At 70.6% G+C, this 19,560-nt stretch carries 20 protein-coding genes and 1 pseudogene; 19 read left to right on the forward strand and 2 right to left on the reverse strand.

What is annotated here, in order from left to right:
* The first annotated feature begins 29 nt into the window (after window positions 1-29).
* On the forward strand, window positions 30-479 hold the full coding sequence (locus tag ACX6XY_RS26465; RefSeq protein ID WP_460335842.1) for a universal stress protein: 450 nt from the start codon (window positions 30-32) through the stop codon (window positions 477-479).
* Complete coding sequence (locus ACX6XY_RS26470; RefSeq protein WP_460335845.1) at window positions 476-1,480, forward strand: adenylate/guanylate cyclase domain-containing protein; 1,005 nt, start codon at window positions 476-478, stop codon at window positions 1,478-1,480. Before ACX6XY_RS26465 ends, ACX6XY_RS26470 begins: the two co-directional genes overlap by 4 nt.
* A gap of 48 nt (window positions 1,481-1,528) precedes the next feature.
* Here the strand turns inward: ACX6XY_RS26470 and ACX6XY_RS26475 are convergent, their stop codons facing one another.
* Entirely contained in the window at window positions 1,529-2,770 is a 1,242-nt protein-coding gene (locus ACX6XY_RS26475) for a PucR family transcriptional regulator (RefSeq protein WP_460335847.1), read from the reverse strand.
* 513 nt (window positions 2,771-3,283) lie between these two features.
* Between ACX6XY_RS26475 and ACX6XY_RS26480 the strand changes: the two genes are divergently transcribed.
* The 17 genes from ACX6XY_RS26480 to ACX6XY_RS26560 are packed head-to-tail and all read left to right on the forward strand — an operon-like array spanning window position 3,284 to window position 19,271.
* Entirely contained in the window at window positions 3,284-4,834 is a 1,551-nt protein-coding gene (locus ACX6XY_RS26480) for a DUF6801 domain-containing protein (protein ID WP_460335850.1), read from the forward strand.
* Window positions 4,835-4,848: 14 nt separating this feature from the next.
* Window positions 4,849-5,949 (forward strand): ABC transporter ATP-binding protein, encoded by a 1,101-nt coding sequence (locus ACX6XY_RS26485; RefSeq protein ID WP_460335853.1) that lies wholly within the window; start codon window positions 4,849-4,851, stop codon window positions 5,947-5,949.
* Window positions 5,946-6,743 carry an MlaE family ABC transporter permease gene (locus tag ACX6XY_RS26490; RefSeq protein ID WP_460335856.1) on the forward strand — a complete coding sequence of 266 codons (798 nt, stop codon included), beginning with the start codon at window positions 5,946-5,948 and terminating at the stop codon, window positions 6,741-6,743. Before ACX6XY_RS26485 ends, ACX6XY_RS26490 begins: the two co-directional genes overlap by 4 nt.
* Window positions 6,744-6,746: 3 nt before the next feature.
* Window positions 6,747-7,577: an MlaE family ABC transporter permease gene (locus ACX6XY_RS26495; RefSeq protein WP_460335859.1), complete on the forward strand. Its 831-nt coding sequence runs from the start codon at window positions 6,747-6,749 to the stop codon at window positions 7,575-7,577.
* A complete protein-coding gene (locus ACX6XY_RS26500; RefSeq protein ID WP_460335862.1) occupies window positions 7,574-8,917 on the forward strand; it encodes an MCE family protein in 1,344 nt (447 codons plus the stop codon). The genes ACX6XY_RS26495 and ACX6XY_RS26500 overlap by 4 nt, the downstream gene beginning before the upstream one ends.
* On the forward strand, window positions 8,914-9,948 hold the full coding sequence (locus ACX6XY_RS26505) for an MCE family protein (protein ID WP_460335865.1): 1,035 nt from the start codon (window positions 8,914-8,916) through the stop codon (window positions 9,946-9,948). The genes ACX6XY_RS26500 and ACX6XY_RS26505 overlap by 4 nt, the downstream gene beginning before the upstream one ends.
* On the forward strand, window positions 9,945-11,018 hold the full coding sequence (locus ACX6XY_RS26510) for an MCE family protein (protein ID WP_460335867.1): 1,074 nt from the start codon (window positions 9,945-9,947) through the stop codon (window positions 11,016-11,018). The genes ACX6XY_RS26505 and ACX6XY_RS26510 overlap by 4 nt, the downstream gene beginning before the upstream one ends.
* Window positions 11,018-12,136 carry an MCE family protein gene (locus ACX6XY_RS26515; RefSeq protein WP_460335870.1) on the forward strand — a complete coding sequence of 373 codons (1,119 nt, stop codon included), beginning with the start codon at window positions 11,018-11,020 and terminating at the stop codon, window positions 12,134-12,136. The genes ACX6XY_RS26510 and ACX6XY_RS26515 overlap by 1 nt, the downstream gene beginning before the upstream one ends.
* On the forward strand, window positions 12,136-13,287 hold the full coding sequence (locus tag ACX6XY_RS26520; protein ID WP_460335874.1) for an MlaD family protein: 1,152 nt from the start codon (window positions 12,136-12,138) through the stop codon (window positions 13,285-13,287). Before ACX6XY_RS26515 ends, ACX6XY_RS26520 begins: the two co-directional genes overlap by 1 nt.
* The gene (locus ACX6XY_RS26525; RefSeq protein WP_460335877.1) at window positions 13,287-14,498 is read left to right on the forward strand and encodes an MCE family protein; all 1,212 of its coding nucleotides are present in this window, start codon (window positions 13,287-13,289) and stop codon (window positions 14,496-14,498) included. The genes ACX6XY_RS26520 and ACX6XY_RS26525 overlap by 1 nt, the downstream gene beginning before the upstream one ends.
* Window positions 14,495-14,992 carry a hypothetical protein gene (locus tag ACX6XY_RS26530; protein WP_460335880.1) on the forward strand — a complete coding sequence of 166 codons (498 nt, stop codon included), beginning with the start codon at window positions 14,495-14,497 and terminating at the stop codon, window positions 14,990-14,992. The genes ACX6XY_RS26525 and ACX6XY_RS26530 overlap by 4 nt, the downstream gene beginning before the upstream one ends.
* A 16-nt stretch (window positions 14,993-15,008) precedes the next feature.
* Window positions 15,009-15,587, forward strand: coding sequence for a hypothetical protein (locus ACX6XY_RS26535; protein ID WP_460335883.1), 579 nt, complete (start codon window positions 15,009-15,011; stop codon window positions 15,585-15,587).
* Window positions 15,588-15,598: 11 nt separating this feature from the next.
* Window positions 15,599-16,132: a hypothetical protein gene (locus ACX6XY_RS26540; protein WP_460335885.1), complete on the forward strand. Its 534-nt coding sequence runs from the start codon at window positions 15,599-15,601 to the stop codon at window positions 16,130-16,132.
* Window positions 16,133-16,142: 10 nt separating this feature from the next.
* A complete protein-coding gene (locus ACX6XY_RS26545; protein ID WP_460335888.1) occupies window positions 16,143-16,901 on the forward strand; it encodes a hypothetical protein in 759 nt (252 codons plus the stop codon).
* 38 nt (window positions 16,902-16,939) lie between these two features.
* A complete protein-coding gene (locus ACX6XY_RS26550; RefSeq protein WP_460335891.1) occupies window positions 16,940-17,503 on the forward strand; it encodes a hypothetical protein in 564 nt (187 codons plus the stop codon).
* Between the two features lie 11 nt (window positions 17,504-17,514).
* On the forward strand, window positions 17,515-18,258 hold the full coding sequence (locus tag ACX6XY_RS26555; protein ID WP_460335894.1) for a DUF5819 family protein: 744 nt from the start codon (window positions 17,515-17,517) through the stop codon (window positions 18,256-18,258).
* Entirely contained in the window at window positions 18,255-19,271 is a 1,017-nt protein-coding gene (locus ACX6XY_RS26560; protein ID WP_460335897.1) for an HTTM domain-containing protein, read from the forward strand. Before ACX6XY_RS26555 ends, ACX6XY_RS26560 begins: the two co-directional genes overlap by 4 nt.
* Before the next feature lie 90 nt (window positions 19,272-19,361).
* Here ACX6XY_RS26560 and ACX6XY_RS26565 read toward each other — a convergent pair.
* Window positions 19,362-19,560 (reverse strand): annotated as a pseudogene (locus ACX6XY_RS26565) (hypothetical protein); the annotation flags it as partial.

Here is a 19,560-nt window from a genome sequence, read left to right on the forward strand (position 1 = left end):
AAGCGGATCCCGAAGCAAGGAGTGTGGTCATGGCCGGATACCGGACCGTCGTCGTGGGCACCGACGGCTCGCCGTCGTCGCTCGCGGCGGTCGAACAGGCGGCGCGGCTCTGTGTCGCCTGCGGCGCCGAACTCGTCGTCGTCTGCGCCTATCTGCCGATGCGCGGCCGTGACCTGGCGAAGGCGCGGGACCGACTCGGGGACGAGGCCTACCAGGTGGTCGGGTCCGCGCCCGCCATGGACACCCTGCAGACCGCCAGGGACCGGGCCCTCGCCCAAGGCGCGCCCTCGGTGCGGCCGGTGGCGGCGGAGGGCGAGCCGGTGGCCGCGCTGACGCGGGTCGCCGAGGAGCACGCGGCCGATCTGCTGGTCGTCGGGAACCGCGGACTGCGCTCGCTCGCCGGGCGCATCCTCGGCTCGGTGCCCTCGGACGTCGCCCGTAAGGCGGGCCTGGACGTCCTGATCGTGCACACCACATGACCGCGCGGACACCCGAGCCCGGCCGCGACGCCGAAGAACTGTGGCGGCGTGTCGAGCCGCTCCTGCTCGGCGGCGGCCGGATCTACACCAGGGGCGACATCGTCGCGAAGTCCGGGGTGCCGCCCGAGCGCACGCACGAGATATGGCGGGCGCTGGGATTCCCGGTGGTCGACGACGACGCCGTGAGCTTCACGGACGCCGACGTCGCCGCCCTGCTGGTCGGCGAGCGCCTCATCGCGGCGGGGCTCATCACCGAGGACAGCGAGACCCTGATGACCAGGGCGCTCGGCCAGCACCTGTCCCGCCTCGCCGAGTGGCAGGTGCACACCCTGTGGGCCTGGCTCAGGGAACACTCCGACGACCAGATCGACGGCGACGCGCTGGCCGACGCCGTCGAGGCGCTGCTGCCCGAACTGGAGCTGTTGCAGAGCCATGTCTGGCGGCGGCACTTGGCCGCCTTCGCCCAACGCGTCCTCACCACGGCGGAGGACCGGCCCGACACCCGTCCCCAGGCGGTGGGATTCACCGACATGGTCGGCTATACCCGGCTGACCCGCAGGCTCGGAATCGCCGAACTCGGGCAGGCACTCGACCGGTTCGAGACCTGGACCGCGGGCGTGGTCGCGGACGGCGGCGGCCGTGTGGTGAAGACCATCGGCGACGAAGTCCTGTACGTATGCGAAACGGCGGCGGGGGCCGCGGAGATCGCCCTGGAGCTGGCGGCACGCCCCGACCCCGACCTGCCCCAGGTGCGCACCGGACTGGCGCACGGCCCCGTCCTGGGGCGGTTCGGCGATGTGTACGGGGCCGCGGTGAACATCGCCGCCCGGCTCACCTCGGTGGCCCGCCCCGGCACCGTACTGGTCGACACGGCGTTCGCCGGGGAGCTGGCGGGTACGGAGCGCTACGCGCTGCGGGGGCTGCGGCCGGTGTCGGTGGGCGGCTACAGCCGGTTGCGGCCCGTGGTACTGCGCCGGGCGGGCCGAGGCGGGGCGGACTGAGGCGGGGGCGGGGGCGGGCCGGGGATGAGGCCCGTCTTCCCGCCCCTTTCAGCCGGACACGGCAGGCGCGGGCGACTGGTGACCCGCCCCGTTCCTGCGGGCGCGCAACTCCAGGGCGCGCAGCACGAGTTCGATGGCGAACCGGTGATCGGGTGAGGCCAGCCGGTCGCCGAAGGACTTCTCCAGGTTGCGCAGCCGGTAGCGCACGGTCTGCGGGTGCAGATGCAGCTGCTCGGCCATCTGCACGGCGTTGCCCCGCGTGTCGAGCCACGCGTGCAGGGTGTCGATGAGACGGTCGCGCTGGTTGGCGGTCAGGCCCGCCAGCGGGGCCAGCTGCTGCTTGGCGAGCGCGGTGATCAGACCGGGGTCCGCGAAGAGGCAGAGCGTGACCAGATGGTCCTCGCAGTGGGTGTACGGGGCGTCTTCCAGGATGCCCGCCTCGACCAGCCCCAGCGTCCTGCGCGCCCAGTGCAGGGACTCCGCCGCGTCCGCGAGCGGCACCGTCAGGCCGACGGCGGCCCGTACGGTGTGCGGAGCCGCGTCCATGAAGGCGCGCCGGTGCGGGTCGACGGCGCCGGGGATCAGCGCGTACGGGTGCGCCACGCCCAGATTGACCAGGACGTCCTCGGATATCGCACCGCGGTCCGGCTTCGCGTCGGGGCTGAAGGCGACCAGGGTGACCTCGTCGGGCAGCCGCCACTTGGCGCGCTCGGCGAGTTCGGCGAGGGTCGCCCTGGGGGTGGCCACATCGGACAGGAGGTGCTCAAGGAGCTTCTGCCGCTGGATGTCCTGGCCCTGTTCCATCTCCGCGATGGCCGCCAGGTAGCCCTCGCGGGACACGTCGATCAGCTCGTCGACATAGACGAGCAGCGCGTCGGCGAACGAGAGCATGAGCGGGGCCGCCAGGTTCAGCCGTTGCAGTACTCGCTTGGCACGTTGCAGGGCGAGCCGCGCGCCGAGCCGGAAGATCGCCTGCAGGGTGTCCAGGCTGCGGCCCGAGTACGCCTCGAAGCGGCCGAACATCCGGCACACCTTGTCGCGCTGGACGGTGGAGGCGCCCGGTGCGGCCACCTGGTCGACGAAGTTGGTGAGATTGTGTTCGACAATGAGATGAACGGCCCGCGCGTAAGGGCCGTCGAGTACTTCCGCGTACTCGGGATAAGAGCGGCGGACTTCGTTCACTACTTCCTGGATGAGTCCGGGTAGTTCGGGCCGCATGACGGCGGCGAACTCGCGTGGGAGAGTGCCCAGCGGATGGTTCGCGTCGCCGGTCCTGGACACGGTCGTCATGGAGCTCCCCTTACTCAGTCTGTGACCGGGGTCTCACCTCTGGCACCCTAGTCCATGCGGAGTCGATGCGCACCGATCTCATCACTGTCTCCCTTGGGTGGCCGCGTGGCATCGGTGACAACTCTAGGCCGGTACCTGCCCTGTTACGTCAAGACGCCGGACGCGAAGTGCTCACCGGCGTACGAAGATCCCTCGCGATTTGTGACGCGGGTGACAAGCCGGATCTTGGGCGTGTGTGCAAGCACCACCTTCGGTGATCTGTCAAGGGCCGAGTCGGGGAATGCTCATCTACGAATGAACCCGGTTCTCGGATTACTGTCCGGCGGACAAGAGATCGCCCGCTTGAATGCGGCGGGGACGCATTTCCCATTCGGCCGTTGCGCCTCTTGATTACTCGTGCGTAGGGTCAAATGTGAAAGCAGCACCGGAAGTTGACCGGCATTTTCGACAGGGCATTGCCCGGAACAGGCCTCGGTCCCTCCCCGTCCGCGTCCGTTCTCCGGGAGAGCAGTGATGACAACCGCCGTGAGCCGCAGACCCGCCGTGCGACTGGCCGTGGTCACCGCGGGGGCCCTGGTGATCGGCTTGCTGCCCGGCTCGGGTTCGGCCGCGCGCGACGGGGTCGCTCGCACGGTGACAGCGACGTACGACTGCCGACTGACTTCGGTGCGGGAACGGATCGATGTCGAGATCGGCTTCGGCGACGCCTTCCCCGAGTCCGGCGCGGTCGGCGAGCCGATCAGACCGGGCGGGGTGAGCGTGGCGGCGAGCCTTCCGCCGGAGCTCGCCGAGCGACTGCTGCCGGAAGGGGCGCGGGCCGTCGGCGGCACGGCGACACTGAACACGACGGTCACACAGGGCCGGGAGCGGGCTCAGGCCGAATGGACCGGTCTGGTCGCGCCCCAGACGCGGCCCGCGGCGGACGGCGGACTTCAGCTCACCTTCACCGGCGACGTCCCGGACGTCACGGTCGGCGCGGAAGGAGCCGTCACCTTCACCGCGGCGGAGCTGACACTCGCCCTGCGTTCCGTAGCCGGGGATGGAGACGGGACACCGGGTGCGGACAGCGCGCCGAGCGCCGACGCGCCACCGCCCGCCGACGGCTCACCACCCCCCGACGAACCGCCGCCCCCCGACGCGGCGCCGACCGACACCCGGCTGACCTGCGCCCCCGCGCCGGGCGCCGACACCCAGCTCGCGACCGTCCCCGTACGCGAATCCCCGAACCCCTCGAACTCCCCGAACCCCTCGAACTCTCCGGACGCCTCCGGCACGCCGACCGCCCCAGCCCCCGGCAGGCAGGGCGACCCGAAGGCGCCCGCCATCGAGGCCGGGCCCCGCCCCCTCGCCGAGCCGGGCGACTGCCCGGCCGAACCCCCCGAGGGCCAACTCGACCCGGAACGGCTGCCCACACCGCCGAAGGGGGCGGAGGTGACCGAGGTCGAACCGACCTCGGTCTGCGCGATCCCCGTGGGATTCGCCACCCTGCGCAAGCTCAAGAGCTCGGCCATCGTCAACGACCCACGGGCGGACCGGATCGGGCTGATGCACCTGGGTCTGCTCATGCGCCGGGTCGAAGCTCCGGGATACCAGGAGTCCGACCACCTCGGGATCATCCAGCTCCCCGACGCCGAAGGCACGTTCCTCGCCTTCGGGTTCCAGCCGACCACCGCCAAGGTCCGCTTCGAGGCCGGACCGGCGACCGTCGTCAACGTCAAGCGAGGCGACGGACCGATGACCACCCGCGTCGGCTACCGGCAGCATCTGCGGCTCTACGACGTACGGATCAACGGCGTGCCCCTCGACGTGGGCCCGGACTGCCGGACGTCCCGCCCCGTCGAGACCGTCCTCAGCGGCGCATACCCGGTCAGCAGCGGGGGCCTGCTCCAGGGCGAGCTGGACATCCCGCCGTTCACCGGCTGCGGCACCCCGGCGGGAGAGGATCTCGACTCGCTGTTCACCGGCGTGATCTCCGGCCCCGGAAACGTACTGAAGATCCGGCAGGGCGCCATCTGCACCGGATCGACCTGCGAGAACGCGATACCGAAACTGCCGGAGCTGTAACCGAAGGAGGTGCGATGGGAGTCGAAGTGGTCGTCCAGGGGCTGACCAAGTCGTTCGGAAGGCAGAACATCTGGCAGGACGTGACCCTCACCCTGCCGCGCGGCGAGGTCAGCGTGATGCTCGGCCCGTCCGGAACCGGGAAGACGGTCTTCCTGAAGTCGCTCGTCGGCCTGATCCGGCCCGAGCAGGGGCAGGTGCTGATCGACGGCGTGGACATGGTCAACAGCCGCGAGCGCGACGTGTACGAGGCACGGAAGCTCTTCGGCCTGATGTTCCAGGATGGGGCGCTGTTCGGATCGCTGAGCCTCTTCGACAACATCGCCTTCCCGCTGCGCGAGCACACCCGCAAGAAGGAGTCCGAGATCCGCCGCATCGTCATGGAGCGGATGGACATGGTCGGCCTCGGCGGCTCCGAGGAGAAGCTGCCCGGCGAGATATCCGGCGGCATGCGCAAACGCGCGGGCCTCGCCAGGGCACTGGTACTCGACCCGCAGATCATCCTCATCGACGAGCCGGACTCCGGACTCGACCCGGTGCGCACGTCGTACATATCGCAGCTGTTCATCGACCTCAACGCCCAGATCGACGCGACGATGCTCATCGTCACCCACAACCTCGACATCGCCGCCACCGTGCCCGACAACATGGGCATGCTGTTCCGCCGCAACCTGGTGACGTTCGGGCCCCGCGAGGTGCTGCTCACCAGCGAGGAACCCGTGGTCGAGCAGTTCCTCAACGGCCGCAGGGCGGGCCCCATCGGCATGTCGGAGGAGAAGGACCAGGCGACCCTCGCCCTGGAGGAGTCGCACGGCATCGTCGCCGGGCCGCCCACGGAGCGCGTCATCGTGCCCCAGCTGGAGCCGACACCGGGGATGCCGCCCCGCCAGGCGGTGCGCCGTCGGCGGGCGCGGGTCATGGCCATGCTGCACGACCTGCCGCCCGCGGCACGCCGGGCCGTGGAGGCCAGCCTGCGGGACAAAGGCAGCGGCAAAGGCAGTGACAAAGACGGGGAGAAAGGCAGTACGGGGGACACGGGGGAGGGGAGCGCGGGCCGGGCGGCTCCGGGCGCCCCGACACTCCTCGTACCGCGGGCGGCCAGGGGAGAGCGGCCATGACCGCACCGGCGACCTCGCGCGGCCCGCTCCCCGGACTCGGAGCGCTGCGCGAGACGGGCCGCATGTTCGCCCTGGGGCTCAGCGTGCTCCGGCTGATCTTCAAACGCCCCTTCCAGTGGCGCGAGTTCATCGAGCAGTTCTGGTTCATCGCGAGCGTCACGATCCTGCCCGCCATGCTGGTCACCATCCCGTTCGGAGCGGTGATCGCCCTGCAAGTGGGCTCCCTGATCGAACAGTTCGGCGCGCAGTCGTTCACCGGCGGCGCCAGCGTCCTCGTCATCATCCAGCAGGCCAGCCCGCTGATCGTGTCCCTGCTCATCTCCGGCGTCGCCGGGTCCGCGATCTGCGCCGACCTCGCCTCGCGCACCATCCGCGAGGAACTGGACGCGATGAAGGTCATGGGCGTCTCACCCGTCCAGCGCCTGGTGGTGCCGCGGGTGCTGGCCGTCATGCTCGTCGCGGTGCTGCTCAACGGCCTGGTCTCGGTGGTCGGCACGCTCGGCGGCTACTTCTTCAACGTCATCATGCAGAACGGCAGCCCCGGCGCGTACGTCGCCAGCTTCTCCGCGCTCGCCCAGCTCCCGGACCTGTACATCGGCGAGTTCAAGGCGCTGGTCTTCGGCTTCATCGCCGGTGTGGTCGCCGCCTACCGGGGCCTCAACCCGAAGGGCGGACCGAAGGGCGTCGGCGACGTCGTCAACCAGTCCGTCGTCTTCACCTTCCTCATCCTGTTCTTCGTCAACATGGTCCTGACGGGCATCTACCTCCAGCTCGTCCCGCCGAAGGGGCTGTGACCCATGGCCCTCGCCGACCGCGTCGGAAAGCGGCGCTACTTCGCCTGGCTGGACCGCCCCGGCGACGAACTCCTCTTCTACCTCCGGGCGATGGTCTGGATCCCGCGGGCCGTACGCCGCTACCCGAAGGAGATCCAGCGGCTGCTCGCCGAAGTGGCCTTCGGCAGCGGCGGGCTCGGCGTCATCGGCGGCACCGTCGGCGTGATGATCGGGATCACCGTGTTCACCGGCACGGTCGTCGGCCTGCAGGGGTACGCCGCGCTCAGCCAGATCGGCACCGACGCGTTCACCGGGTTCGTCTCCGCGTACTTCAACACCCGCGAGATCGCCCCGCTCGTCGCCGCGCTGTCCCTGTCCACCACGGTCGGCGCGGGCTTCACCGCCCAACTCGGCGCCATGCGCATCAACGAGGAGGTCGACGCCCTGGAGAGCATGGGCGTACGCAGCATCCCCTTCCTCGTCTCCACCCGCATCGTGGCCGGAGCGGTCGCCATCATCCCGCTCTACGGCATCGGGCTGCTCGGCTCCTATCTGGCGTCCCGCGCGACGACCATCGTCTTCAACGGACAGTCGACGGGCACCTACGACCACTACTTCCAGCTCTTCCTGGTCCCCACGGACGTACTGCTGTCCTTCCTCAAGGTGCTGATCTTCAGCGTCATGGTGATCCTGGCGCACTGCTACTACGGCTTCCGGGCCGCCGGCGGCCCGTCCGGGGTCGGCGTCGCCGTCGGCCGGTCCGTGCGGACCGCGATCGTGCTGATCAGCGTCACCGACTTCTTCCTCAGCCTGGCGCTGTGGGGAGCCACGACGACCGTGAAGGTGGCCGGATGACCGCCCCGACACGCACCCCGGACACCGCGCCGACGGACCCCGGCCGCAAGGCCGCCGCGCGCACCCGGCCCAGCGAGCGCGCCCTGACCCGGCGCAGAAGGCTGGCCGGGGTGGTCTTCCTGGTGGTGCCCGCCCTCCTGGTGTGGCTGTCGATCGCCGTATACGAGAAGGAGTTCGCCGACACCGCGACCGTGGTCGTCGAGGTGGACCGGGTCGGCAGCGAAATGCACCCCACGGCGGATGTCAAGCTACGCGGGGTCGTCATCGGCGAGGTCGAGCGCATCGACACCGACGGCGGCGGCGCCCGGATCACCCTGGCCATGCGACGCGACCAGCTCAGCCGAGTGCCGTCCGACGTCCGGGCCCAGCTCCTGCCGACCACCCTGTTCGGACAGCGGTACGTCGCCCTCGTACCGCCGCGTGACCCCTCCCCCCGGCCGCTGGCCGACGGCGCGGTCATCACACGGGACCGCAGCCGCAACGCCATCGAGCTGGAGCAGGTACTCGACAACCTGCTGCCGCTGCTGACCGCCGTACAGCCGCAGAAGCTGTCCGCCACACTGTCCGCGCTGGCCGAGGCCCTGGAGGGCAGGGGCGGGAAACTCGGCGACTCGATGGTGGCCCTGGACACGTACCTCAAAGGCTTCAACCCCCAGCTCCCCACGCTCAACCGGAACATCAAGGAACTCGTCAAACTCAGCGACACCTACGCCGAGGCCGCCCCGGACGTCGTGGACGCGCTGTACGACGCCACCCGCACCAGCGCCACCCTCGCGGAGCGGCGCTCCGAGCTGGCCTCGCTGTACGCGTCCGTCACCAGCGACACACACGACGTCGGCACCTGGCTGCGACGCAACCGGGCCAACCTCATCCGCCTCAGCGGCACCAGCAGGCCCACGCTGGAACTCCTCGCCCGGTATGCCCCGTCCTTTCCCTGCACTCTGCGCACCGTCGCCGCGTTCGTGCCCGCGATGGACGACGCGCTCGGCAAGGGAACCGACCAGCCCGGACTGCACGTCGACGTCCAGGTCGTGCCCCCGCGCGGCGCGTACGCACCGGGCCGGGACACACCACGCTACGAGGCGAGCGGCGGACCCCGCTGCTACCCGGTGCCCTACGCCGGAACCTCCTACGCGCCCGGACAGACCGGGAAGACGGGCGCGCCCGCCGCCCTCACCGAGCTCACCGGCGGACTCGGCATCGCCAACTCGCCCCAGGAGAACGCCCTTGTCACCGAACTGCTCGCCGCTCAGACGCAGGCGCGGCCCGGCTCCCTGCCGGACTGGTCCAGCGTGCTCGCCGGTCCGGCCTTCCGCGGGGCGGAGGTGCGGCTGAAGTGAGCGGACAGCGCAGCCTCACCGGACCAGTCGTCAAATCGGTGCTCTTCTTCCTGGTCACCGCCCTGGCCACCACACTCCTCGCGCTGAGCGTGGCGGGCGCCGAGATCGGCAAGACCCGTGGCTACCGGGCCTGGTTCACCGACGCCACCGGACTCAACGAGGGCGACTCGGTACGGATCTCCGGAGTGAAGGTCGGCCAGGTCTCCTCCATCGAGATCGTCCAACGCCGCTACGCGCAGGTCTCCTTCACCGTCGATGAGAGCCGGTCCCTGCCCGCGTCGACCACCGCGTCGATCAAGTACCTCAACATGGTCGGCCAGCGCTATATCGACCTCGGGCGCGGCGCCGGACCCGTCGGCCGCACCCTGGAGCCCGGCGCCACGATCCCCCTCAAACGGACCAGCCCTGCCCTCGACCTCACCCAGCTCTTCAACGGGTTCCAGCCGCTGATGCAGGGCCTGTCACCCAAGGAGACCAACCAACTGGCGGGCTCCATCGTGCAGGTTCTCCAGGGCGAGGGCGCCACGGTGGAGAGCCTGCTGCGGACCGTCGGCTCACTGACCACCACGGTCGCCGCCAAGGACAAGGTCATCGGACAGGTCATCACCAACCTCAGCCGGGTACTGAAGACCGTCAACACCCGCCAGAAGGGGTTCACGGAACTCATCGACACCGTCGAGGAACTGGTCGCCGGATTCTCCGACGACCGCAAGACGGTCGGCAAGACCATCGGCTCCCTCGGAAAGCTCAGCGTGAGCACCGCGGAGATGTTCGCCGACGGCCGCGCGCCCCTGAAAGCCGGAATCCGCGACCTCGGGCGGCTCTCCGGCACCCTGGCCGACAACGAGCCCCTCATCGAGAACTTCCTCCAGCGCACCCCGCGGAAGATGGTCGCGCTCACCCGGACGGCGTCCTACGGGTCCTGGCTCAACCTGTACCTGTGCGAGGCCCGCGTCGACGGGCTCTCCGGCTACGGCGGCAGCACACCGCCCACCGGGATCGCGATCAAGGATGCGAGGTGCCGGGCATGAAGCCGACCCGCTCACGGTGGCCGCGCCTTCGCCGCCTGGCGCGCCGCCCGAGCCTGAAGCCCCTCTCGGAACGCAACCCGATCACCCTGGCCCTCGCCGGACTGCTCACCATGACTCTGGTCGGACTGCTCGCCTACCATGCCGACTCGCTTCCCGTGGTCGGCGGCGGCACCCGCTACACCGCCGACTTCAAGGAAGCCGCGGGCCTCAAGCCGGGCAACGAGGTGCGGGTCGCCGGAGTACGCGTCGGCACGGTGGAGTCCGTCGCCCTGGACGGCCCACGCGTCAAGGTGACCTTCAAGGTCAAAGACGCCTGGATCGGCGACAAGAGCACGGTCGGCATCGCCATCAAGACTCTGCTCGGCGCGAAGTACCTCGCCGTCGACCCGCTCGGCAGCCGACGCCAGGACCCCGGCCAGCGCATCCCCGCCGCCCGCACCACCTCCCCGTACGACGTCATGCAGGCGTTCGACGGACTCAGCCGGACGGTGGGCGAGCTCGACAAGGAGAAGATCGCGGACAGCTTCGAGGCCATCACCGCGACCTTCCAGGACACCCCGCCCCATGTACGCAAGGCCATGAAGGGCCTCTCCGACCTGTCCAGGACGATCTCCACACGCAACGACGACCTGGCCGAACTCCTCGGCGGCACCGCCAAGTTCACCAAAACCGTCAACGGGAAGAAGGACGAGTTCGAGAGCTTCCTCAAGCACGGCAACCTGCTCCTCAAAGAGGTACGCCACCGACGTGACTCCCTGCACGCGCTGTTCACCGGAACCCGCGCGCTGAGCAAGCAGCTCACCGGCCTGATCGACGACAACGACAAGCAGCTCGGCCCCACCCTGGCCTCCCTCGACCGGGTCACCGGCGTACTCGCCAAGAACAAGAAGCACCTCGACCAGGCACTCGCCGCGGCCGGCCCCTACTACCGTCTGGTCGGCAACTCCCTCGGCAACGGCCGCTGGATGGACGGCTACCTCTGCGGACTGGTCCCCAAGGACTACCTGCCCGCGGACACCGCCCCGGCGAACGGGTGCCTGCCCCCGAAGCAGAAGGCAGGTGACCGCTGATGGCGCGCACCACCCGCAGACACCGCACGCCGCCCGGCGGGCGGCTCGCCGCCGCGGCCAGAGCCCTGGGAGGCCGCCGTCTGGCGGCGATCCTGGCCGTGCTCGTCCTGCTCGCGTCGGCCACGGTCGCCGGATACCTGACCTTCCTCAAGACCCCGGACGGCAAGCGCGTCACCGCCTACTTCGACCGCGCCGTGGCCGTGCACCCCGGCTCCGACGTCCGGGTGCTCGGCGTCCGGGTCGGCCAGGTCGACGACGTACGGCCCGAAGGCGAGCGGGTCCGAGTGCGGCTCACCCTCGACGCGAACGTGAAACTGCCCGCCGACGTGCGCGCCGTGGTGGTCGCGCCGAGCGTCGTGTCCGGACGGTTCGTGCAGCTCAGCCCCGCCTACGACGGCGGCCCGCAGGCGCCGGACGGCACGGTCATCGACACGGAGGACACGGCCACCCCGGTGGAGGTCGACGAACTGCTGGGCAGCGTCACCGAACTCGCCGACGCACTGGGCCCCGACGGCGCCAACAAGGACGGCGCCCTCGCGGACCTGGTGAAGACCGGAGCCGAGAACCTCGACGGCAACGGCAAGGCCATCGGCGACACCATCCACCAGCTCGGCGGAGCCTCCGCGGTACTCAACGGCAACAGCGGGGACCTCGTTGCCACCGTCAAGCACCTGCAGGAGTTCACCCGCATGCTCAAAAAGAACGACGGCCAGATCCGCAAAGCGGAACGCCAGTTCGCCGACGTCGCCCGCTTCCTCGCCAAGGACAAGGACGAACTGGCCGGTGCGCTCAAGGAACTCGGCACCGCGCTCGGCAAGGTCAAGGGATTCATCGGCACTCACCGAGGCGACCTCAAGGCCAACGTCGACAAACTGGCCCGGCTCACCCAGTCCGTCGTGGACCAGCGCGGCTCCGTGGCCGAGGCGCTCGACGTACTGCCGCTGGCCGCGCTCAACCTCGACCAGGCGTACAACCCGCGCACCCGCACCATCGACGGCCGCGCCAACGTCAACGAACTGGCCGGGGCACTGCCGCTGCCCGCCGTCGGCACGGTCTACGGCACACCGGAACGCGACGCGCACGGTGAGCGCGACGCACACGACAAGGGAGCGCGGTGATGCGGCGGCGCTGGATCACCCGGACCGCGCTGGGCCTCTCACTCGGCGTGACCCTCGTCGGGCTCGCCCTCGCACCGGGCGGCCTCCCCGACTTCGACGGCCTGGAGGACCTGCCGCTGCCCGGCGGGGCGGACCTGGGCGCCCACCCCTACGAGATCACCGCCGAGTTCCAGGACGTGGTCAGCCTCTTCCCGCACTCCACCGTCAAGGTCAACGACGTCGCGGTCGGCCGGGTGACCCGGATCGCCCTCGCCGACGACGGCTGGACCGCCCGCGTCACCCTGCGCGTCAACGGCTCGGTACGGCTGCCCGCCAACGCCTACGCCAACCTGGAACAGTCCAGCCTGCTCGGCGAGAAGTACGTCCAGCTCGTCGCACCCGAGTCCATGCGGGCCAGGCCCGACCTCCAGGACACCGAGACCGGAGCCGCCGCGACCTACGCGAAGAACCAGGGGCGGCTGCGGCCCGGCGCCGTCATCCCCGTCGAGCGCACCAACCGCAACCCGGAGGTCGAAGAGGTCTTCGGCGCCCTGTCGCTGGTACTCAACGGCGGCGGCGTGGAACAGATCCGGACGATCACCAGCGAACTCAACCAGGCCCTCGGCGGCAACGAGCCACAGGCACGCTCCATGCTCCGGCAGATCAACACCGCGGCCAAGAGCCTCGACAAGAACAAGAAGCACATCACCGCCGCACTCGACGGCGTCAACCGCCTCACCGCCACCCTCGCCACACGAGACCGCAAGATCGGCGAGGCCCTCACCAAGCTGCCGCCCGGACTGAAGGTCCTCAGAGACCAGCGGGGCTCCCTGGTCACCATGCTCCGCGCGCTCGATTCGCTGTCCAGCGTCGCCGTCGACACGGTCAACCGGACCAAGGACGACATCAACGCCGACCTGCGGGCCCTCGCCCCCGTGCTCAAGAACCTCGCGGACGCGGGCGCCGACCTGCCCAAGTCACTCCAGGTGATGTTCACCTATCCGTTCACCGACGAGGTGCTCAGCGGAGTGAAAGGCGACTACCTCAACGTCTATCTGAAGACCACCGCCGCGCCGGGCACGGAGATCGTGCCCCCGGCCCGCCCCGGCCGTACGGCCGGAGTACCGCTGCCGCTGCCCTCGGTCACCGGAAGCAAGGGAGGCGACACCTGATGCTCACCTGGACCACCCACCTCAAGAACGCGGCCTTCCTGGTGATCGGCACGGTCGTCCTCGCGTACATCGCCCTCACCTACGCCGACCTGGGCCGGTACGTCGGCATCCGCGACTATTACACGATCCGCGTCGAACTCACCGAGACCGGCGGGCTGTTCGGCAACGCCAACGTCACCTACCGCGGCGTCGACGTCGGACGCGTCGAAGCCGTCACGCTGACCGGCGACGGAGTCGAGGCACGGGTACGCATCGACGCGTCCACCCCCAAGATCCCCAGCGACGTCGTCGCGAAGGTCGCCAACCTCTCGGCCGTCGGCGAGCAGTACCTCGACCTGAGCCCGCGCACCGACGACGGCCCCTATCTCGCCGACGGCTCGGTGGTCCCGCGCCAGGCCACCCGTACCCCCGCACCCGTGACCGAGGTGCTCACCAGCGTGGACCGCCTCGCCTCATCGGTGGACCTCGCCGCCCTGCGCACCGTGGTCGACGAACTCGGCAAGAGCTTCGACGGCCGCGGACAGGACCTGCGGATACTCATCGACACCAGCAGCGAGTTCATCCAGGCCGCGGACGAGGCACTGCCCGCCACCACCAGACTGCTGGTCGACGCCGAGACGGTGCTGCGCACCCAGAACGAGGAGGCGGGCGCGCTCAAGACCTTCGCCAAGGGGGCGGCCGAACTCGCTGAGCAGCTCAAGAAGTCCGACCCCGACCTGCGCCGCCTCATCACCCAGACCCCCGACGCGGCCAGCCAGTTCACCGGCCTGCTCCGCGACACCGACCCCGGACTCAGCGTCATGCTCGCGAACCTGGTCACCACCTCCGAACTGCTGGTCACCCGGCAGCGCGGCACCGAAGAACTCATGGTGCGCATCCCGCGACTCGCGGCCGCGGGCGCCACCGCCGTCGGCCCCGACGGAGTGCGGTTCGGCCTGGTCACCACCTTCTTCCAACCGCTGCCCTGTACCACCGGATACGGCGGCACCGCCTACCGCAACGGCTTGGACACCACCCCGGCACCGGCCAACACCGACGCCGCGTGCACCGCGCACCCGAACAGCGGCCAGAACGTACGCGGCTCCCAGAACGCCCCCACCGGCGGCGTCCCCACCCCCGCCACCCCCGGCTCCGGCGGCCTCAGCCGGGCGGCCGCGCTCGACGACAGCCCCACCGACATGAGCGGCCTGCTCGGACTGGGGGCACGATGAGACGGTACGCCCGACGGCTCGCGCTGACCGCGGCCGCACTGCTGTGCGCGGCGGGCGGCTGGACGTACGCCACGGCACACGGCGACGCGGACACCGCGTACGCGCACAGCCGTACGGAGGCGCTCAGCGCGGCCCGCGCCCACATCGCGACCCTGAACAGCAGGAACGGCGACGACGTCGACGCGTCCCTGCGACGCTGGCGGAACGCGGCACACGGCCCCCTCAAGGACGAACTGCGGCGCACCGGCGACGACAGCGCCGAAACCCTGGCGGCGGAAGGCAGCACCCTGCGCGCCACCGTCACCGACGCCGCGGTCACCGCACTCGACACCCGCGCGGGAACCGCCGAGGCCATCGCGACGGTGCGCGTCGAGGTGACGCCGCGCGGCGGCGAACCCACCACCGACCGCAAGCGCTTCGCAGCGACCCTGGCCCGCACGGGCGCGGGCTGGAAACTCAGCTCGCTGACCGCGGTACCCGTCGGTGCGCCATGACAGGAGGAAGACGTCCATGAGCGTCACCGAAAGACCACACCCGACCCTTGAGGCGGACGGCCCACCGGAGCCGTCAGCGCGCCGCCCCGGACGCGGACCGCTCACCGTCCTCGTGGTCATCTCCGTCGTCGTCCTCCTGGTCACCGCGGGCGGCCTGTTCACGCTCGCCGCTCGCGCGGAGCAGGAGACCGAACAGGCCGCCGCCAACCGGGCGTTGACCGACGACAAGGCCACCCGCCGTGTCATCGACGAGGTCAGCCGCGCACTCGGCGAGGTCTTCAGCTACGCCCCCGACGACCTGCCCGCCACCCGGCGACGCGCCGCGGAAGTGCTGCGCGGCGCCGCGGCCAAGGACTACGAGGCGATCTTCGCGCAGCTCGAGAAGCGGGCGCGGCGGCAGAAGCTGACGCTCACCACGTATGTGGTGCGGGCCGGTGTCAGCGAACTTACCGCCGACCGCGCCCGGCTGCTCGTCTTCCTCGACCAGCGGTCCGAACGCGAGGGCGCGAAGCCCAGCGTGGTGGCCGCCCAACTGTCGGTCACGGCACGGCTCGACGACGGCCACTGGACGATCACCCGGATCAAGGCCCGGTAGGGGAGAGGGACATGGGACGTACGACCATCCGAGGCGGGGCGAGTACCGCCCTGGCCCTGGCCGCGGCGATCGCTCTGGCCTTCGCCGCCTGGAGCGGCTGGTCCTGGTACGCGGCGGCCCACGACGACGCGGCGGACTTCGCCGCCGCCCGCGACCAGGCGCTCGCCGCGGGCGAGCAGGCCGTCCAGAACCTCAACACCCTGGACCACCGGGACCTGAGGCGCGGACTCGACTCCTGGGAAGCCGCCACCACCGGCGACCTCCACGACGAACTGCGCAAGGGACGAGACGAGTTCGAGAAGCAGGTGCGCTCCGCCCGAACGGTCACCACGGCGAAGGTGCTCTCCGGCGCGCTGAGCGAACTCGACGAGCGGTCGGGCCGGGCGAGCGTACTGATCGCCCTGCGGATCACCGTGGACGCGCCGAAGAAGAAGCCGGTCAGCAAGGAGAGCCGACTCATCGGCGAACTCACCCGCACCGGCGACGGCTGGAAGCTGAGCGGACTCGGCCAGGCGCCCACCGGCGACACGGCTACCGGGAACTGAGGGGGGAACCATGGCGACGTCGACGACCCGTCATCTGGTCAACCGGCAGCGGCGACTGGCCGTGACCCGGACCGAACAGGAGCCCCGCCAGCCGAAGCCCACGTCCGACCGCGGGGCCACACTCGACCGCAGGGCCGCCCCCGACCGTGGAGGCGTACCCGACCGTGGAGGCGTACCCGACCGGAAGAAGGCGAAGCAAGCCCGCGGCACCGCGCCAGCCCGCGGGTCCGGGCACGTCCGGACCGCCGTCACCGCGCTCTCACGCAGCCGTCGGCTGCTGCTCGCCCTGGCCACGGTCCTCGCCGCGACGTTCGCGGCCCTGGCCCACACCCGCGCCGATGACCTGCGCGACGCCCCCGCCCTGCACAACGCGGCCCTCACCGACACGGCGACGACCAGCGAGATCAAGGGAGTGGTCGGCAAAGCCGTGAACGAGGTCTTCTCCTACGACCACACCAAGCCCGAGGACACCGACCGCGCCGCACGCGACCACCTCACCGGCAAGGCCGTCGGGCAGCACCGGGACATGCTCGCGCAGGTCCGCGCACAGGGCGACGAGCAGAAGCTCGTGCTCACCACGACCGTCACGCACAGCGCCGTCGAGCTCATCGACGGCGATCGGGCACGGGTCCTGGTCTTCGCCGACCAGAGCAACATCAGCACCGTCGAGGACGGTCCCGCCACCTACGCGGCCGCGATGTTCGCCGTGGACGTGCTCGACGACGAAGGCGCCTGGCGCATCACGAAGATCGACACCTTCAGCCGATGAGCCACCGCACTCCGACGACATATGACGAGGAGTCAGAGATGAGACGACACACAGCCGCCGCGGCTCTGCTGGCCGCCGCGACGCTGGCGGCGACCGGCTGCACCACGGCGGAGCCCGAGGGCGGTCCGCAGATCGACTGGGCGGGAGGCTTCTGCGACGAGGTCCAGGACCTGGGCTCGGAGCTGACGCTGCCCAAGGGGGAGAACGAGTCACCCAAGGAGTACCGCACCGAGGTCGTCGGCTTCCTCGACGCCCTCGACGGCCAACTCGGAGTGCTGGAAAAGAACATGGAGAACGGCCAGGCCCCACCGGTCGACGGCGGCCAGAGCGCGTACGACAAGGCCATGAAGCGCCTGCGCGAGGCCCGCAAGACCCTGTCAGGCACCAGCGAGGGCCTCAAGAACGCGGAGGTCACGGACAAGAAGTCCCTGGAGAAGGCGCTGCGCGAGGCGGGCGCGGGCATCGAGAAGGCGGGCGCCTACCAGGGACCCGCGCAGGACCTCCGCGCCCACCCCGAACTGAAGCGGGCCTTCGACGAGGCCCCGGAATGCGCCGACGTCCTCGCCAACGGCGGTGCCCCGACCGCGCCCTCAGCCGACTAAGGCATCCCGGCATGGACACGGAGGCCGCGGAGACGGGGGCCAAGGAGACGGAGGCCGCGGAGACGGGGGCCAAGGAGACGAAGGCCTCAGATCCTGAGACCAGGGCCGCCGAGGCCACGGACACCGGGGCCAGGGCCCACCCGCCCCCGGTCGAGCCCCCCGACCCGCTGGCACCCCACGGGACCCCGCTCGGGGGCGTACACCGGCTGATCGGCCGGTGCGTCGCCGCGGTGGTCATGGGTCTCACCCTGACGCACATGGCCCTGCTCGTCCTGGACGTCAGCCCCGACCTCCCTCTGGCCAAGACGCACTCGGCGACGGTCCAGGGATGGCTGCGGCCGCTCTTCCCGCAGGACTGGAACATCTTCGCGCCCGACCCACCGCGCGCCAACTCCCACCTGGAGGTACGCGGCTGGCGCGCGGGCCGTCCCGGCGAGTGGATCGACCTCACCGCACACGACATCGCGGCCCACCGCGGCAACCCGCTGCCCAGCCGAGAGGACCAGGCCGTCCTGCGCAAGGCCCTCTCGGCTCATCTGGCGGGCTCCCCCGAGTCACAGCGACGGGCGCCGCTGACCCGCGCCGCGCGCTACCTGCGCAATGTCGTCGTCGTACGGCTGACAGACCTCGGGGAGAAGCGGCCCGACACCATAGAACTGCGCGTCCGCCGCATACCGACCGCACCGCCAGGCCACCAGGGGCCGCCCCCGCGGTCCAACCGACAGGCCCTCGGCACCTGGGAGGTGCTCCCGTGACGCTCCGGCAGGTCGTGGAGGCGGGCGGCACGGCGTTCGACGACGGGGCACGCCAGGCCGCCAGCCGACTGCGCGAGCTGACCCTGCGGCCGTACGGGCTGTACGGCGCCGCCGTGGTACGGATCGGGGTCGCGGGCCTGTTCCTGCTGCAACTCCTGCGCGAGATCGCGCACGCGGACCGGCTCTGGGGCCCCGGCTCCCCGTACACACCGGAACTGTTCAGCGCGACGATGACGGCGCGGGACCAGGACGGGGCGCTGTCCTGGTGGTACACCTGGCTCGGCACGCAGAGCCCCGACCTCTTCTGGGCCGCGTACGGGCTGGCCGTCCTCGTGAGCCTGCTCTACCTGCTCGGCTGGCACACCCGGCTCATGGCCGTGCTGTTCGCCTTCGTGGTCGCCGGCTTCTATGTCCGCGGGTCCCTCTCGAACAGCGGATTCGAGCTGCTCAGCCTGCTGTTCGCCAACTACCTCGTCCTGTGCGCGTCGGGCCGCCGCTGGTCTCTGGACGCGCGCCGAGCCTCCCGGTCCACGAGTACGGAGCACGGCGGGCCGACCGAGGAACTGCGCCGCAGAGCCGTCACCGTGCTGCACAACGCCGGGCTGGCCCTCCTCGCCTTCCAGGTGATGGTCATCTACGGGACCGCAGGGCTGTACAAGGCTCGCGGCGAGTCCTGGCGCGACGGCAGCGCCCTCTACTACACGCTGCACCTGGACGACTTCGCGACCTTCCCCGAGCTGTCCGGCTGGCTCGCGGGCCAGACGCACTGGATCGCGCTCCTCGCGTACGCCACGGTCTTCTCCCAAGTGCTTTTCCCGGCCCTGGTGTTCAACCGGCGGCTCAAGTACGTGGCGCTCGCCGTGATGTTCGGCACTCATGTCGGCATCGGCCTGCTGATGGCCCTGCCGATGTTCTCGGCCATCACCGTCGTGGGCGACCTGGTCTTCCTGCCGACGGCGTTCTGGCTGGGCGTGGCGCGGGCAGGCCGGATGCTGCGCGGCCCTGGAACCTGATCCGCCGGACAGGACAGACACCGAAGCCCCCGCGGCGGCCTTCGGGCCGCGGCGGGGGCTTCGGTGTGCCGTCACCGCTGACCGGTCAGGTCAGCTGTCCTTGCGGTAGGTGAGGTCCATGTCGATGGTGTTGCCGGGTCCGGCCATGAAGCCGCTGATGATGTCGTTGAAGCTGCCGCAGTCGGCGATGCCGGGGAGGGTGTAGGTGCCCTTGAGCTTGCCGCCGACGAAGGGCTGGAAGCGGCCTTCGCTGGTGAGGTCGATCTTGGCGGTTTCGGTGGTCTTGCAG

The sequence above is a fragment of the Streptomyces sp. O3 genome, from assembly GCF_054788135.1.